This window comes from Luteimonas sp. 3794, from assembly GCF_031456825.1.
Lineage (GTDB): Bacteria > Pseudomonadota > Gammaproteobacteria > Xanthomonadales > Xanthomonadaceae > Luteimonas.
On record NZ_JAVDVJ010000007.1, the window covers coordinates 68369 to 83622 of the forward strand.

The following is a 15254-nucleotide window of genomic DNA, read 5'->3' on the forward strand; positions in this document are numbered from 1 at the left end:
TCAGACTGCCGTCAGCCAGCCGCGCGCGACTTCCGCCTCGCCGCGCACGACGCGCGCATACAGCGCGGCCAGTTCGCGGGTGACCGGGTTGTCGCCGTAGCTGCGGTCTTCGACGCCGTGTACCGGCGCCACTTCGGCCGCGGTGCCGCAGGCGAAGACTTCGTCGGCGTCGTACAGCTCTTCCACGGTGACGGGGCGCGCGTCCGCACCGCTCAGCGTGACCAGCGTGTCGCGGGTGATGCCCGGCAGTGCGTCGCGATGCTGGACCGCGGTGACGCGTCCGGCCTTGATGATGAAGACATTGGCACCGGTGCATTCGACGACGTAGCCGTCGGCATCGGTAAACAACGCTTCGTCGAAGCCGCGCGACTTGCTTTCGCGCTTGGCCAGGATCGAATTGACGTAGGCGCCGCACAGCTTCAGCGGCGGCAGCGAATCCGCGGGATTGCGCCGCCACTTGCTGATGCCCAGTCGCGCGCGAGTGCCGTTGAGATGCACCTGGGTCGCGGTGGTCGCGACCATCAGATGTTCGGTGTGGCCTTCGACGTCCAGACCGAAGCCGCCCTCGCCGAACCACGCCAGCGGGCGGATGTAGGCATCGCGATGGCCATTCGCACGCAGCGTCGCCAGCACGGCCTCGGTGGCCTGCGCGGGATCGAAGCGCATGCCGAGCAGCGCCGCACCTTCGCGCATGCGCGCCATGTGTTCGGGCAGGCGGAACACCGCGGCGCCATCGGCGGTCGCGTAGCTGCGGATGCCTTCGAACACGCCGCTGCCGTAGTGCATCGCGTGCGTGGTCAGGCCGGCCTGCAGCGCATCGATATCGCACAGTGCGCCGTCGAACCAGGCCTGCGGACGATTGGGTGCTGCGGTCTCCGCGATCGACGGCGCCTGCGCCGGTGAGGCCTCGGCGGTGACGTTCAACGACACGGCGACACCTCCACCGACAGGCAGTCGTAGAGCTTCGCCAGCTGGCCCTGCAGGGCGATCGCGGCGCGGTCGCCTTCGACGGTCATGCGCAGGTTCCAGTGCTCGCTGTCCGCGTGCGCGTCGCCTTCGAACGACACCGGGCGGAAGCCACGGCGTTCGGTCGTGCCCAGCACGCGCACCAATGCGCCTTCGGCGCGGCGCAGGGTCATCTCAAACTGGTAACGCATGGCTCGATTCCTTGGCGGACGTGGCGGCAGCGGGTTCGGTGACAGGCGCGACGGGATCGCCGATGTCGAGCGAGGTGGCCTCGTCGGCATCGAGCATCTGCGCGTTGTTGTGGTTGGGCGGCACCAGCGGCCAGACGTTGGCGGCGGTGTCGATGGCGACGTGCAGCAATGCGGGGCCGTCGGCGGCCAGCAGCGCGGCCAGGGCGGATTCGACATCGGCGGCCTTGTCGACCGACAGCGCCTGGATGCCGAACGCGCGCGCGACCTGGGCGAAGTCCGGATTGTCGGACAGGTCGATCTCGGAATAGCGGCGTTCGAAGAACAGTTCCTGCCACTGGCGCACCATGCCCAGCGCCGAGTTGTCGAGCAGGATGATCTTCACCGGCACGCGGTAGCGCTTGAGCGTCGCCAGCTCCTGCACGTTCATCATGAAAGAGCCGTCGCCGCTGACGCAGACCACGCGCCGCGACGGGTCTTCCATCTGCGCGCCTATCGCGGCCGGCAGGCCGAAGCCCATCGCACCCAGCGCGCCGCTGGTCAGATGCTTGCGCGGATGGTCGAAGCGCCAGTGCTGCGCGACCCACATCTGGTGCTGGCCGACATCGCAGGCGACGGTCGCATCGGGCGCCAGTTCGCTCATGCGCTTGAGCAGCGCCGGCGCGAAGACCTTGTCGCCGGGCGCGTCGTAGCGCGCGGCGAACCGCTCGCGGCGCTGTGCGCACAGCTCACGCCACGCAGTGCGCGCGGCCGCGTGCCGGCCCTGCATCTGCGCCGCGCACGGCGCACCCAGACGCGACAGACTGGTGGCGACATCACCGCACACCGACACGTCCGCCGCGCGCAGCTTGCCGATCTCGCAGCTGTCGCCATCCAGATGGACGATGCGCGCCAGCGGTGCGAACTCGGCCAGCTTGCCGGTCGCGCGATCGTCGAAGCGCGCACCGACGACGATCAGCAGATCCGATTCCTGCACCGCCAGATTCGCCGCGCGCGAGCCGTGCATACCGATCATGCCGAGGTTGGCCGGATGCGTCGGCGGCAGCGCGCCCAGTGCGCGCAGCGTCAGCACGGTCGGGATCTGGGTCAGATCGGCGAACTCGCGGAACGCGTCCAACGCGTCGCCCAGGATGATGCCGCCGCCGCCGTAGACCACCGGCCGCTCGGCCTGCGAGATCAGCGCGGCTGCTTCGTGCAGCGCATGATCGGCGCAGGCCGGCATGACGTCGACCGTCGAGGGAATGTGCGCGCCCAGATGCGCGGCATCACCGATCTGCACGTCCTTCGGCAGATCGATCAGCACGGGACCGGGACGGCCCGACCGCGCGATGCGGAATGCTTCGGCGACGACGTTGGGCATTTCGTCGACGCTGCGCAGCAGAAAGCTGTGCTTGACGATCGGCAGCGTCATGCCGAACACGTCCAGTTCCTGGAACGCATCGGTGCCCATCAGCGGTGTCGCCACCTGGCCGGTGATGATGACCATCGGCACCGAGTCCAGCATCGCGTCGGCGATGCCGGTCACCAGATTGGAGGCGCCCGGGCCGGACGTGGCCACGCAGACACCGACGCGCCCGCTGGCCCGCGCGAACCCGTTCGCGGCGAACGCCGCGCCCTGTTCGTGGCGGACCAGCACGTGCTTCAACGCGGCGCCATGCAGCGCGTCGTAGAACGGCATGATCGCGCCGCCCGGATAGCCGAAGATCGTGTCGACCCCCTCGGCTTCCAGCGCCTGCACCAGCCAGCGGGCGCCGTTCATCAGGCGGCCTCGCTCTGCGGTTGTGCCGGCGCGCCGGTCTGCTCGCCCAGCCAGGTCATCTTGGCGCGCAACTGCTTGCCGACCTGCTCGATCGGGTGGTCCTTGTCGGCCTGCTGGAACTTCTTGTAGTTCGGCAGGCCGGCGTCGTATTCGGCCTGCCAGTTGCGGGTGAACGTGCCGTTCTGGATGTCGGTCAGCACCTCCTTCATGCGCGCCTTGACGCTGGCATCGATGACGCGCGGACCGCTGACGAAGTCGCCGTACTGCGCGGTCTCGGAGATGAATTCCAGCATCCGGGTGATGCCGCCTTCGTAGAACAGGTCGACGATCAGCTTCAGCTCGTGCAGCACTTCGTAGTACGCGATCTCCGGCTGGTAACCGGCTTCGACCAGCGTCTCGAAACCGGCCTGCACCAGCGACGACGCGCCGCCGCACAGCACGGCCTGCTCGCCGAACAGATCGGTCTCGGTCTCTTCCTTGAACGTGGTCTTGATGATGTTCGCGCGCGCGCCGCCCAGGCCTGCGGCGTACGCCAGCGCCAGCTGCTCGCTCTTGCCGCTCGGATCCTGATGCACGGCGTAGATGCACGGCACGCCGCGGCCGATCTCGTATTCGCGGCGCACCAGCGCGCCCGGTCCCTTGGGCGCGACCAGCACGACATCCAGATCCGCGCGCGGCGCGATCATGTCGAAGTGCACGTTGAGGCCGTGCGCAAACAGCAGGCAGGCGCCCTGCTTCATGTGCGGCGCCAGCACGTCGGCATACAGCTGCTTCTGCACCATGTCCGGCGTCAGCACCGCGACCAGGTCGGCGTCGGCGACCGCGTCGGCAGGCGTCTTGACGGTGAAGCCGTCGGCCTTCGCCTTCTGTTCGGTCGGGCCGCCGGGACGCAGGCCGACGACGACGTCGAAGCCGGAATCGCGCAGGTTCAGCGCGTGGGCGCGGCCCTGGCTGCCGTAGCCGACGATCGCGATGGAGGGATTGGCATTGCTCATGGGTGGTGGTGTCCGATCTGCGGGTGGAAAGGGGAGGGCAGGCAGTTCACGCAGCGATGCGCGTGGCCCGGATGTGGAAACGGCCGGCGGTCGAGGGCGTCGCCCCGTTCCGGCCGGCCGTCCGATACACCGCGAAGGCGGTGGCGAAGGCGGTGTCGCCGCATGCATCAGGACACGCGGCTGACGCACACGCTGGGCCTTGCGGCATGGCGTGCTGGCTCGGGCGGACGCTGGCGGGATGGCGATGCATGGCGGGCTGGCTCTGATGCGGGAGGTTTGCGAGGGGCCAAACAAAAAACCCCGCGCCTTTCGGCGCGGGGTTCAGGTTCTTTCGACCTTCTGGAGTTTCGTCTTGCTACACGAACCCCATCCCCGCGCCATTCCGGACGGTAATAAGGAGTACGAGTACAAGGAGAACGGCCGAGGTGAGCGCGACCGGCAGCGGCACGTTGCGCACGCGACGGCCTGCGTCGATCTGCGTCTGGCGGTGGTTGTTGCGCTGCGTCATGGGTCCGAGAAAAACACGCCCGTGACAGACGTGTCAACAGTTACTTCGACAACGATTTCGCTGCCGGGCGCTTGCGATGCCGTTGACGCAACAGCTTCAGTGCCGCGGCTTCCCACTGGCGTTCGCCGCGTGCATCGCCTGCCGCGCGCTGCAATCCGCCATCGCGCCAGGCCGCGTACAGCACCGGATCGATATAAGCCTTGCGACACACTGCGACGGTGTTGCCGAGCGCATCGGCGACATCGGCGATGACGATCTTCTCCTGCGTCGCCAGTGCGCGCTCGCTGGGGTCGCCACCTGTCCGGCCTTCCGGCAAGGGCATTGCCGCGAACCGGCGGAACGCCATCAGCGTGGCGCCCCAGGTGCGGAAATCCTTGGCGGTGAACGGGCCGCCCATCGCGTCGCGCAGGTAGTCGTTGACCATGCCCGAGTCGACCCCGTGACGCTCGCCGTCATCGTCCAGATACTGGAACAGCGCCTGGCCGGGCAGTTGCTGCACCTTGCGCACCAGTGCGGTCAGCTTCGCATCGTCGAGTTCGATGTCCTGTTCCTGCCCGCTCTTGCCGCGGAATTTCAGGCGTGCACGGCCGCCGCGCACCAGTTCGAAATGTCGGTTGCGCAAGGTCGTCAGTCCGAACGAGCCGTTGCTGCGCGTGTAGCTGTCGTTGCCGACACGCACGAAGGTTTGCGCCATCAGCGACACCACGATCGCCAGCACCTTGTCGCGCTGTAGACCTGGCAGTTTGAGATCGCGCCCGAGTGCGCGGCGCAGGCGCGGGAGGGCAGTCGCGAACGCGACGATGCGGTCGAACTTGCCGAGGCCGCGCACCTCGCTCCAGTCCGGATGGTAGCGATACTGCTTGCGTCCGCGCGCGTCACGACCCGTGGCCTGCAGGTGCCCGTTCTCGATCGCGCAGATCCACACGTCGCGATAGGCCGGCGGAATCGCCAGCCTGCGCACGCGCTCGAGCGTGGCACGGTCGCGCACGGCCGTCCCGTCTGGATCGCGGTAGCTGAATCCCGTGCCCGCGCGGCGCCGGCTCAGGCCCGGCATGTCATCGCTGACCCAGCGCAGGCCTGCGAGGCGCGCTGCGCGCGCGGCGTCATCGTCTTTCGGGGTGTTCATGAGCGGCTGATAACAAGCGCCGGATCAGCGACTCGTGAACAGGACCTGCTTCACTTCGTCGGAACGCATCGCTTCGCAGACTCGCCGCACACCACTCGCACGAGGAACACCGCCATGAAGACGATGCACAAGGCCCTGATGGGCGCCGCGATTGCCGGTACGCTGCTGCTCGCCGGCACGGCCGTTGCGCAGGAAACCCAGGATCGCGCCGACCGCACGGTTGCCGCCCAGTCCGAATCCGACCAGCCGGTATCCGACACCTGGATCACCACCAAGGTGAAGGCCGACCTGCTCGCATCCAGCGATGTGGCCGGCCTCGACATCAGCGTGGAGACCACCAACGGCACCGTCAGCCTGTCGGGCGATGTCGAATCGCAGGCGCAGATTGACCGCGCCAAGGCGATCGCCGCGGAGATCGAAGGCGTGACGAACGTCGACAGCAGCCAGCTGAAGGTCGCCGGTCACGCGCACCACAGCGACTGACGCCTCCGCGTCCGTCCATCCGTTGTACGAAGGCCTCCCGAACGGGAGGCCTTTTTCATGCGCGGTGCTCAGGCGCTCGCGCCTGTTTTCAGCAATACACGCGCCAGTGCGTCGTCCGAGTCGTCGAGATGCGCGCCGTGTGCGGGGCGCGCCAGGCACGCTGCGAGCGCGGACGGCAGCTCGACGCCGGCCCCGACCAATGGTTCGACGATGCTGTCGAACTTGGCCGGATGCGCGGTGGCCACCACGGCCCAGTCCCGGCCGTCGCCTTGCGTACGCAAGGTCTCGAGCAGGTGCAGCGCCGTCGCCGTATGCGGACAGGGCACGATGTCGTGCCGGGCAGGCGCAGCGCGGATCGTCGCGCGGATGGTCGCGTCGTCGACCGAGCGCGCGACGAAGGCGGCGCGTAGCGCGGCGTCGTCGACGTGCCAATGACGCAGCCGCTCGAAGTTGCTCGGAGCGCCGACGTCCATCGCGTTCGCCAGCGTCGCCCGTGTCGGCTGCGCCGCGTAATCGACGCCATCGAAGAACTGCGGCAACGTGTCGTTGGCATTGCAGGCCAGGCGGATCTCGCCGACCGGCGCGCCCATCGCACGTGCGAGATACGCCGCGCAGGCGTTGCCGAGATTGCCCGTCGGGATGATGAGGTTCAGTGCGTGACCGCTTGCCGTGTGATGGTGCGCGGCTGCATGCGCGTAGTACGCCGCCTGCGGCAACAGGCGTCCGAGACTGATGCTGTTGGCGGTGCCGAGCGCGATGCGCGCGCGCAAGGTCGGATCGGACAACGCCTGCTTCGCGAGTCGCTGGCAGTCGTCGAAACTGCCATCCACGCGGTAGGCATGCACGTTGTCGCCCCAGCACTCCAGGCCGTGTGCCTGCCGCGGCGACACGCGCCCGTCCGGATACAGGATCACGACGGAGAAGCCGGGTCGTCGATGAAAAGCGGCGGCGACGGCCGCGCCCGTATCACCGGAGGTCGCCACGAGGATTGTCGTGGCCTGCGCTGCAGGATCGCGCAATGCGCCGAGCGCGCCGGCGAGGAAGCGGGCGGCGTAATCCTTGAAGGCTGCGGTCGGCCCGTGGAACAGTTCGAGCAAGTAGTCGCCCGGGCCTGCGAGCGGCCGCAAGGGCGCGTCGAATGCGAACGCGTGCCCGCAGAGCGCGTGGAGTTGCGATTCGATGCGCGACCCTTCGAACCAGGGTGCGAGCGTCACCAAGGCGGTGTCGGCGAGCGTGGCACGCGGCGTGGCGAGATCGACCGCCGGGATCGATTCCGGCACGTACAGGCCGCCGTCCGGGGCAAGTCCGGCGACGAGCGCGTCGTCGATCCCGACGGCGGGTGCGTGACCGCGGGTACTGACGAACTTCATGTCGCGTCTCCGTCCAGCAAGCCGGCGCGTGGCCCGGCGACCGGCGACACATACGCCTGTGCGTCGATGTCTGCATCCGTGAAGCCGGCGCGCATCGCAGGTGCCGCGCGCTCGGCCGCTTCGCGCGAATCGAACCACGCGAATACGCTGGGCCCGCCGCCGGAGATGCTCGCGCCGAGCGCGCCGTGCGCCAGCGCCGCGGCCTTGACCGTATCGAAGCCGGGAATCAGCGGCGCGCGTCGCGGTTCGACCAGCACATCATGCAGGCCGGCGCGGATCAGTTCGCGATCGCCGCGCTGCAGGCCGGTGAGGAACAGGGCGAGATGGGTGCTGTGGGTCACCACGTCGTGCAACGCGTAGGGCGCCGCCAGCACAGCGCGCGAACGTCGCGTTTCCAGCACCTGCTCGGGATGCACGACGACCGCGTGCAGCCACTCAGGCACGTCGAGCGCGATGAGGCGATCGGCGGTCGAGAGGGTGACGCCGCCAAGCAGCATCGGCGCGACGTTGTCGCCGTGGCGCGCGCCGGATGCAACCGACTCGCCATCGAGTGCGAATGGATACAAGGCCTCGCGCGACAACGGTGCATCGAGCAGCGCATTTGCCGCGACGAGGGCGGCGACGCAGGACGCCGCCGAGCCGCCGAGCCCAGAGCCGAGCGGAATACCCTTCTCCAGCGTCAGCGCGAAGCCGAACGGCAGCGACAGCGCGGCCCGCAGCGACTGCAGGGCGCGCCCGGCGGTGTTGTCGGCTGCGGTCAGCGGCAACCGGTCGGCACCTTCGACATCGCCGCCGATTGCATCGATGCGCACTTCTGGCGCCTCGATACGACGGACCCCGGCGATGTCGCGCGGGCCTTCGATCACATGGCCCAGCACGTCGAAACCGACGCCGATGTTGCCGACGCTCGCGGGCGCGAATGCGCGTGCGGATGTGATGCGGCCGCTCATGCGTGTCGCCAGCCGGTGCGCGCGCCGAGCGCGTGCGCGATCGCGAGCACGTCGCCGAACACGCCGGCGGCGGTGACCTGCGGGCCGGCGCCCGGACCCTGCACGACCAGCGGATTCTCGGCGTAGCGAGCGGTGGTGAACTGGACAAGATTGTCGGTCAGACGTGTGTGCATGCACGCATGATCGGCGGGAAGTGCACGGACGCCAACACTGGCGTCCCCGCCGGCCTCGAGCCGGGCGATATGGCGCAGGCCGCGCCCTTGCGCGCGGGCGGCGTCCAGACGCGCCTGCATCGGCGCGTCGAGTTCCGACAGGCGCTGCAGGAACTCGTCGAGCGGCACCTCGCGCAGCGCTTCGGGCACCAGGCTTTCCACATCGACATCCGCCAGCGACAGCGTGCGACCGGCCTCGCGCGCGAGGATCACCAGCTTGCGCGCGACATCGAGACCGGACAGATCGTCGCGTGGATCAGGCTCGGTATAGCCGAGCGCGCGCGCTTCCCGCACGAGTTCGGAGAACGGCCGGCTGCCGTCGAAACTGTTGAACAGCCATGCCAGCGTGCCCGACAGCATGCCGTCAATCGCGTGCAGGGTGTCGCCGGTATCGAGCAGGTTGCGCAGCGTCACGATGACCGGCAGACCGGCGCCCACCGTGGCCTCGTACATGAAGCGGCTGTGCCCGGTGACGCGCGCCTCGGCGATCCGCGCATAACGCGTCCAGTCGCCACTGCCGGCGTGCTTGTTCGGGGTAACCACATGGATGCCGGCGGCGAGCCAGTCTTCGTACTTCGCGGCCACGGCGTCACTGGCGCTGCAGTCGACGATCATCGCGTGCGGCAGGTGGTCGGCGCGGACGTGCGCGGCGAAGGCGTCGAGATCGCAGGCGTCGGCGTGGTCGCCGAGCAGGGCGCCCGCGGTATCCGGATCGAGCGCGGCATCGCTCAGATACATGCGCCGGCTGCTGGCGATCGCCCGCAGGCGCAGATCAACACCGGCGCGCGCGCGCAGCGCCGGGATCACCTCGGACAATTGCGCCAGCAGCGCGCGGCCCACATTGCCGGGCCCGATCACGCCGACCGACACCGTTTGCGGCGACAGCCAGAACGCAGCGTGCGCGGCGCGCAGGGCGCGGGTGGCGTCGTCCTGCGCGATCGCGACCGAGATGTTGCGTTCACTCGCGCCCTGGGCGATCGCGCGGATGTTGACCCGGGCCTGGGCAAGGCCGTCGAACAGCCGCGCGGCGACGCCCTGGCTGCCGACCATGCCGTCGCCGACGGCGGCCAGCACGCACAGGCCGGTCTCCAGGCGCACGCCCTCGACCTGGCCGCCGGCGATCGCATCCGCGAACGCGTTTTCGATGGCCGCACGTCCACGCGCCGCCTCGGGCGCGCGCACCACGCAGCAGATCGAATGCTCCGACGAGCCCTGCGAGATCATCGTCACCGACACCCCCGTCGCATGCAGCGCCGCGAACAGCGTTTCGGCCACGCCGGGCACGCCGGCCATGCCGCTGCCGGTGAGTTCCAGCACCGCCATGTCGTCGACGATGCTCAGGCCCTTGACCGGCGAGCGTGCGGCCTCGCCCAGCGCATCAATGCGTGTACCGCGTGTGGATGGCGCAAGGGCGTTGCGGATCGATAGCGGGATGCCGCGTGCCTGCAACGGCACGATGGTGCGCGGATGCAGCACCTTGGCGCCGAAGTAGGCAAGTTCGCAGGCCTCGGCGTACGACAGTGCGCTCAGGCACACGGCATCGGGGACCAGTCGCGGATCGGCCGACAGCACGCCGTCCACATCGGTCCAGATGGTCACCGCGTCGGCATCGAACAAATCCGCCAGCAACGTGGCCGAGTGGTCACTGCCGTTGCGACCGAGAGTGGTCGCGTGTCCGTCCGGCGTGCGCGCCACGAAGCCGGTGGCGACCACATGCGCCTGCGGATGGCGCGCGCGCCATCCGGCCAGACACCTCAGGCTGGCTTCGCGGTCGACATGCATGCCGATCTCGCTGCCATGCACGACCAGGACCTCGCGCGCATCCAGGCGGGCCCAGCCCGCAGGCTCGCCGCCGAGCGCGGCGTGCATCAGCCAGGCGCTGCACAGTTCGCCATGGCCCCAGATGCGTTCGGACACCCGCAGCGCGGCGTCTTCTGTGGCGAACGCCAGCGCGCCCAGGTCCGCGTGCAGCGCGGCCGCCTCGGCGTCCAACCGCGCGATCAGGGTTCCGGTGTCGGCGCCCGGGATCGCGTGCGCCGCCTCGTGGTGACGGGCTTGCAGGGCCTGCCAGCCCGGCGCCCAGTCACCGCCACCGCGCGCAACGGCAGCCAAAGCGACCAGCGCGTCGGTGACGCCGCGCATGGCAGACACCACGACTACGCTGGCGCCGTCGGCGACGGGTGCGGCCAGGCGCGCGGCCGCAGCGATACGGCCGGCATCGGCCAGGCTGGTGCCGCCGAACTTGTGCAACTGCAGGCGGGAAAGCGGGTTGGACGGGACAGCGGACATCAAAGGCTCCTTGGGTCGGGGCCCCGCATCGCGTTCCGGGTCAGGCGGCAGCGCCGCACCCGGTTCGGGTGCGGAGCGGCGTGCTGGATCAGTTGGACACGCCCGTCCACACCCGTGTTCGGGTGGTACCGGTCGTAATGGTGAGGGTGGTCTGCGCGGCCGCATATCGACACGCCGCGGCCGCCGGAACGGCGGTGATCTGCAGGCGGGGGTCGGGGCGGCGCATGACCCGAGCATCCACCCCGATGGTGCGGCGCGTCAAGCGGGCGCCTCAACGTGGCGCGCGCGCGGCCGCTAACGTGAGACAGCGCGGGAGAACGGGTGCATGGCGGAGTCGACGGATATGCGGGGCGGGGCGGACCCGGGCGCGGCGTGCGCGGCCTTGCCGGATGCGCCGGTCGCGCTGCTGCGCCTGGACGCGGCGGGGCACCTGCTCGACGCGAACCGCGTGGCCATCGACATGCTGGCCCTCGCGCCTGGAATGCTCGACGGCCAGACCCTGGGGGTGCCCTGGGGCATGCCGCTCGACGCGCTGCGCGGCACCGACGGCGTGTGGGTCGCGCCCGGCGCCGATCCCGCATCGCGGGTGCGCTACCAGGCAGATCCCGATCACGGCGGCTGGATCCTCTCGTTGCCGCATCCCGAAACCGCCGCCCTGCTGCGCCAGGCCGCCGTCCTGCACGAGGCGGCGGGCGAGGGCGTGGCAGCAGGCGGCCTGCAGCCGCTGGTCCAGGCCTTCGAAGACGGGCGCGCCGCGCAGCGCCTGCTGGAGCGGATCGGCGATCTGCTCACGCGCTGCGATCTCGACCTCGGCGCACTGGAGAACGCCGACGAAAAAGATGCGCCACTTGTGCGCCGGCTGTCGGCAGGCTTCGGCAACCTCGCCGAGGCGATCCGACAGGCGGTGGTCCTGTCGGTGGGCATTGCCGACGAAGTGCCGCATCTGGTCAGTGAGAACGACGAACTCGTGCGCCAGTCGCAGGCGCAGCTCGAAGCGCTGGAATCGGTGCTCGCCGCAAGCCGGCGGTTGCTGGCGGACCTGCAGGCGGTCACCGGCGAGCTCCAGGCGGTGCGGGATGTGGCCGGCAACGCGGACGAGCGCGCCCGCGCCGGCATCGAGGCCGCGCGGGCGCTGGCCGATTCGATGGCAGCGGTGCAGCAGCGCTCCGCCCGCGCCAACGAGGTCATCGAGGTCATCGACACCGTCGCCTTCCAGACCAACATCCTCTCGATCAACGCCAGCATCGAAGCCGCCCATGCCGGCGACGCGGGACGCGGCTTCGCCGTGGTCGCCAGCGAGATCCGCCGGCTGGCAGACCGTGCCGCGAGTGCGGCGCGGGATGTGCGCGGCATCATCGGCGAAACGGTCTCCGCCCTCGGCGAGGGCGCCGCCTCGGCGCAGCACACCGGACAGGTGCTCGACGGCATCGGCGAGCTGCTGGGCGGCGCCGGCCGCGCGATGGCGTCGGTGGCCCAGCGGATCGATGCGCAGAGCGGCGAGATCGCCGCCATCGACCAGGCGGTCGAACACGTCGTCGGCCTGGGTCGCAGCAATCTCGAGCATGCCGCCCATGTCGCCGAGCGCAGCGAGGCCCTGGGCCGCAACGCGGCCACGCTGCACGACGGCGTGGGCCTGTTCCGTCTGCCCGCCGATCCGATGCGCACACCGCGCCACGCCTGCGTGCTCGGCCTGGCGCAGGCGGCGGCATCGGCCATCGGCCAAGCCCTGGCCCAGGCCGTCGCCCAGCGCGAGATCGACCTGGCCGCACTGTTCGCCCGCGAGTACGAGCCGATTCCCGGCGTGAGTCCGGCCAAATACCGCAGCGTCTTCGATGCCCTCTGCGACCGGGTGCTACCGCCGCTGCAGGAACCGGTGGCCGGCGCGCATCCCTGGATTGTCTTCGCGATCAGCGCCAACCCCGATGGCTATGTGCCCACCCACAACCAGCGCTTCTGCCAGCCCTTGACCGGCGATCACGCCCGCGACCTTGTCGGCAACCGCACCAAGCGCATTTTCGACGATCGGGTCGGACGCAGCGTCGGTGCGCACACCGACCCCTGGCGCCTGCAGGTCTACCGGCGCGACACCGGCCAGATCATGTTCGACCTCTCGGTGCCGATCTACGTGAGCGGCCGTCATTGGGGCGGGTTCCGCGTCGGCTACACGCTGGAGTGACGCCAGCGGCGCTGGCATCGCACCTGTCTTCGCGGTCTAATGCGCGCTGAAGCGGGGGTACCGGCGTCGCCGGTTGAGACAGTCCCTTCGAACCTGATCCGGTTGATACCGGCGTAGGGAAGCTTCGCAGGACCTGCCGCAGAACCGTCTTGTCGCATGCGCAATGCGGCTGGCGTCGCGCCGGGCCCGCGCCGCCGCTTCGTCCGCGAGAAGGAGAGCCCACCCCGGGTTCCCGTTCGCCACCACAGGACGAATGCGATGAATGCCGTGCCTTCCACACTGCTGCAGCAGACCGACCAGCTGTCCGAATCGGTGACGCGCCCGATCCCGGGCTCGCGCAAGATCCATGTCGAAGGTTCGCGGCCCGACCTGCGCGTGGCGATGCGCGAGATCGTGCAGACGCGCACGCCGACACTGTTCGGCGGTGAGGAGAACCCGCCGATCACCGTCTACGATCCGTCCGGCCCGTACACCGACCCGGATGTCACGATCGATCTGGCCGCTGGCCTCGCGCCATTGCGCGCGCGCTGGATCGAGGAGCGCGGCGATACCGAAGCACTGTCGGCATTGAGCTCGGCATTCGGACGTGGCCGCGAGCACGACCCCAAGCTCGACCATGTCCGCTTTCCGTCGCGAATCCTGCCGCGCGTGGCGAAGGCCGGCGCCAACGTCACCCAGATGCATTACGCGCGCCGCGGCATCGTCACCCCGGAAATGGAATACGTCGCGATCCGCGAGAACCAGCGGATCGAGCTGGTACGCGACGCACTGCTGCGCCAGCAGCATCCGGGCGAGGCCTTCGGCGCCAATATTCAGCAGGTGATCACGCCGGAGTTCGTGCGCGATGAAATCGCCCGCGGCCGCGCGATCCTGCCCAACAACATCAATCATCCCGAGAGCGAGCCGATGATCATCGGCCGCAACTTCCTGACCAAGATCAACGCCAACATCGGCAACAGTGCGGTGAGTTCCGGCATCGCCGAGGAAGTGGAGAAGCTGGTCTGGTCGATTCGCTGGGGCGGCGACACGGTGATGGATCTGTCGACCGGCAAGCACATCCACGAGACGCGCGAGTGGATCATCCGCAATTCGCCGGTGCCGATCGGCACGGTGCCGATCTACCAGGCGCTGGAGAAGGTGGACGGTCGCGCCGAGGAACTGACCTGGGAGATCTTCCGCGACACGTTGATCGAGCAGGCCGAGCAGGGCGTCGACTACTTCACCATCCACGCCGGCGTGCTGCTGCGTTACGTGCCACTGAGCGCGAAGCGGGTGACCGGCATCGTCTCGCGCGGTGGCTCGATCATGGCCAAGTGGTGCCTGGCGCATCACCGCGAGAGCTTCCTCTACACGCACTTCGAGGACATCTGCGAGATCATGAAGGCCTACGACGTGGCGTTCTCGCTCGGCGACGGCCTGCGCCCAGGCTGCATCGCCGATGCCAACGACGCCGCGCAGTTCGGTGAGCTGGAGACGCTCGGCGAGCTGACCAAGATCGCGTGGAAGCACGACATCCAGACCATGATCGAGGGCCCTGGTCACGTGCCGATGCAGCTGATCAAGGAGAACATGGACAAGCAACTGGTCGAGTGCGGCGAAGCGCCGTTCTACACGCTAGGCCCGCTGACGACCGACATCGCCCCGGGCTACGACCACATCACCAGCGCGATCGGCGCGGCGATGATCGGCTGGTACGGCTGCGCGATGCTCTGCTACGTGACGCCGAAGGAGCACCTGGGCCTGCCGAACCGCGAGGACGTGCGCGACGGGATCATGGCCTACAAGATCGCCGCGCATGCCGCCGATCTCGCCAAGGGTCATCCCGGCGCGCAGGTGCGCGACAACGCGCTGAGCAAGGCGCGGTTCGAGTTCCGCTGGCAGGACCAGTTCCATCTCGGCCTGGATCCGGAAAAGGCGCAGAGCTTCCACGACGAGACCCTGCCGAAGGATGCGCACAAGGCGGCCCATTTCTGCTCGATGTGCGGCCCGCACTTCTGCTCGATGAAGATCACCCAGGACGTGCGCGACTACGCTGCCGAGCACGGCGTGGATACGACGGATGCGCTGGCGGCGGGCATGGCGGAGAAGTCGGCGGAGTTCCGCGCCCAGGGCGCCGAGGTCTATCGTCCGGGCTGAGGGCAGGGCCGGCGCATGAACCGCTCCAGGCGCCGTCGCATCCGCGCGACGCGACGGCGCGTATGTTCAGGACCGGTATCGGGACAGCGCGTCACG

Annotated in this window: 12 protein-coding genes and 1 riboswitch; of the genes, 3 read left to right on the plus strand and 9 right to left on the minus strand. The window is 69.2% G+C overall.

Annotation, left to right across the window (positions count from 1 at the left end):
• From J2X52_RS11365 to J2X52_RS11390, 6 genes are all read right to left on the minus strand, one after another.
• Positions 1–930 carry an aminotransferase class IV gene (locus J2X52_RS11365; RefSeq protein ID WP_310153144.1) on the minus strand — a complete coding sequence of 310 codons (930 nt, stop codon included), beginning with the start codon at positions 928–930 and terminating at the stop codon, positions 1–3.
• Positions 921–1157: an ACT domain-containing protein gene (locus tag J2X52_RS11370; protein WP_310153147.1), complete on the minus strand. Its 237-nt coding sequence runs from the start codon at positions 1155–1157 to the stop codon at positions 921–923. The genes J2X52_RS11365 and J2X52_RS11370 overlap by 10 nt, the downstream gene beginning before the upstream one ends.
• Positions 1141–2913 carry an acetolactate synthase 2 catalytic subunit gene (ilvG, locus tag J2X52_RS11375; protein ID WP_310153150.1) on the minus strand — a complete coding sequence of 591 codons (1773 nt, stop codon included), beginning with the start codon at positions 2911–2913 and terminating at the stop codon, positions 1141–1143. The genes J2X52_RS11370 and ilvG overlap by 17 nt, the downstream gene beginning before the upstream one ends.
• Positions 2913–3908: a ketol-acid reductoisomerase gene (gene ilvC / locus J2X52_RS11380; RefSeq protein ID WP_310153152.1), complete on the minus strand. Its 996-nt coding sequence runs from the start codon at positions 3906–3908 to the stop codon at positions 2913–2915. The genes ilvG and ilvC overlap by 1 nt, the downstream gene beginning before the upstream one ends.
• A 355-nt stretch (positions 3909–4263) precedes the next feature.
• Entirely contained in the window at positions 4264–4416 is a 153-nt protein-coding gene (locus J2X52_RS11385) for a hypothetical protein (RefSeq protein WP_310153154.1), read from the minus strand.
• Positions 4417–4456: 40 nt separating this feature from the next.
• Positions 4457–5542 carry a DNA topoisomerase IB gene (locus J2X52_RS11390; RefSeq protein WP_310153157.1) on the minus strand — a complete coding sequence of 362 codons (1086 nt, stop codon included), beginning with the start codon at positions 5540–5542 and terminating at the stop codon, positions 4457–4459.
• Between the two features lie 114 nt (positions 5543–5656).
• On the opposite strand from J2X52_RS11390, the gene J2X52_RS11395 reads away from it, so the two are divergent.
• Positions 5657–6025, plus strand: coding sequence for a BON domain-containing protein (locus J2X52_RS11395; protein WP_310153160.1), 369 nt, complete (start codon positions 5657–5659; stop codon positions 6023–6025).
• A gap of 68 nt (positions 6026–6093) precedes the next feature.
• On the opposite strand, the gene thrC is transcribed toward J2X52_RS11395, so the two are convergent.
• From thrC to thrA, 3 genes are read right to left on the minus strand one after another with little or no spacing between them, the layout of a single operon-like run.
• Positions 6094–7395, minus strand: coding sequence for a threonine synthase (gene thrC, locus J2X52_RS11400; protein WP_310153163.1), 1302 nt, complete (start codon positions 7393–7395; stop codon positions 6094–6096).
• A complete protein-coding gene (locus J2X52_RS11405; protein ID WP_310153166.1) occupies positions 7392–8345 on the minus strand; it encodes a homoserine kinase in 954 nt (317 codons plus the stop codon). Before J2X52_RS11405 ends, thrC begins: the two co-directional genes overlap by 4 nt.
• Positions 8342–10846 carry a bifunctional aspartate kinase/homoserine dehydrogenase I gene (gene thrA / locus J2X52_RS11410; protein ID WP_310153169.1) on the minus strand — a complete coding sequence of 835 codons (2505 nt, stop codon included), beginning with the start codon at positions 10844–10846 and terminating at the stop codon, positions 8342–8344. Before thrA ends, J2X52_RS11405 begins: the two co-directional genes overlap by 4 nt.
• 325 nt (positions 10847–11171) lie before the next feature.
• Here thrA and J2X52_RS11415 point away from each other — a divergent pair, with 325 nt between their 5' ends.
• Positions 11172–13022, plus strand: a complete 1851-nt coding sequence (locus J2X52_RS11415) for a methyl-accepting chemotaxis protein (protein ID WP_310153172.1) — start codon at positions 11172–11174, stop codon at positions 13020–13022.
• Positions 13023–13065: 43 nt separating this feature from the next.
• A riboswitch (TPP riboswitch) is annotated at positions 13066–13160 on the plus strand.
• 120 nt (positions 13161–13280) lie between these two features.
• Complete coding sequence (thiC, locus tag J2X52_RS11420) at positions 13281–15158, plus strand: phosphomethylpyrimidine synthase ThiC (RefSeq protein ID WP_310153173.1); 1878 nt, start codon at positions 13281–13283, stop codon at positions 15156–15158.
• Positions 15159–15254: the final 96 nt, after the last annotated feature.

Coding starts and splice junctions, on each gene's coding strand:
- J2X52_RS11370 (WP_310153147.1), bottom strand. CDS start 1,157: ATGCGTTACCAGTTTGAGATGACCCTGCGCCGCGCCGAAGGCGCATTG.
- ilvG (WP_310153150.1), bottom strand. CDS start 2,913: ATGAACGGCGCCCGCTGGCTGGTGCAGGCGCTGGAAGCCGAGGGGGTC.
- ilvC (WP_310153152.1), bottom strand. CDS start 3,908: ATGAGCAATGCCAATCCCTCCATCGCGATCGTCGGCTACGGCAGCCAG.
- J2X52_RS11385 (WP_310153154.1), bottom strand. CDS start 4,416: ATGACGCAGCGCAACAACCACCGCCAGACGCAGATCGACGCAGGCCGT.
- J2X52_RS11390 (WP_310153157.1), bottom strand. CDS start 5,542: ATGAACACCCCGAAAGACGATGACGCCGCGCGCGCAGCGCGCCTCGCA.
- J2X52_RS11395 (WP_310153160.1), top strand. CDS start 5,657: ATGAAGACGATGCACAAGGCCCTGATGGGCGCCGCGATTGCCGGTACG.
- thrC (WP_310153163.1), bottom strand. CDS start 7,395: ATGAAGTTCGTCAGTACCCGCGGTCACGCACCCGCCGTCGGGATCGAC.
- J2X52_RS11405 (WP_310153166.1), bottom strand. CDS start 8,345: ATGAGCGGCCGCATCACATCCGCACGCGCATTCGCGCCCGCGAGCGTC.
- thrA (WP_310153169.1), bottom strand. CDS start 10,846: ATGTCCGCTGTCCCGTCCAACCCGCTTTCCCGCCTGCAGTTGCACAAG.
- J2X52_RS11415 (WP_310153172.1), top strand. CDS start 11,172: ATGGCGGAGTCGACGGATATGCGGGGCGGGGCGGACCCGGGCGCGGCG.
- thiC (WP_310153173.1), top strand. CDS start 13,281: ATGAATGCCGTGCCTTCCACACTGCTGCAGCAGACCGACCAGCTGTCC.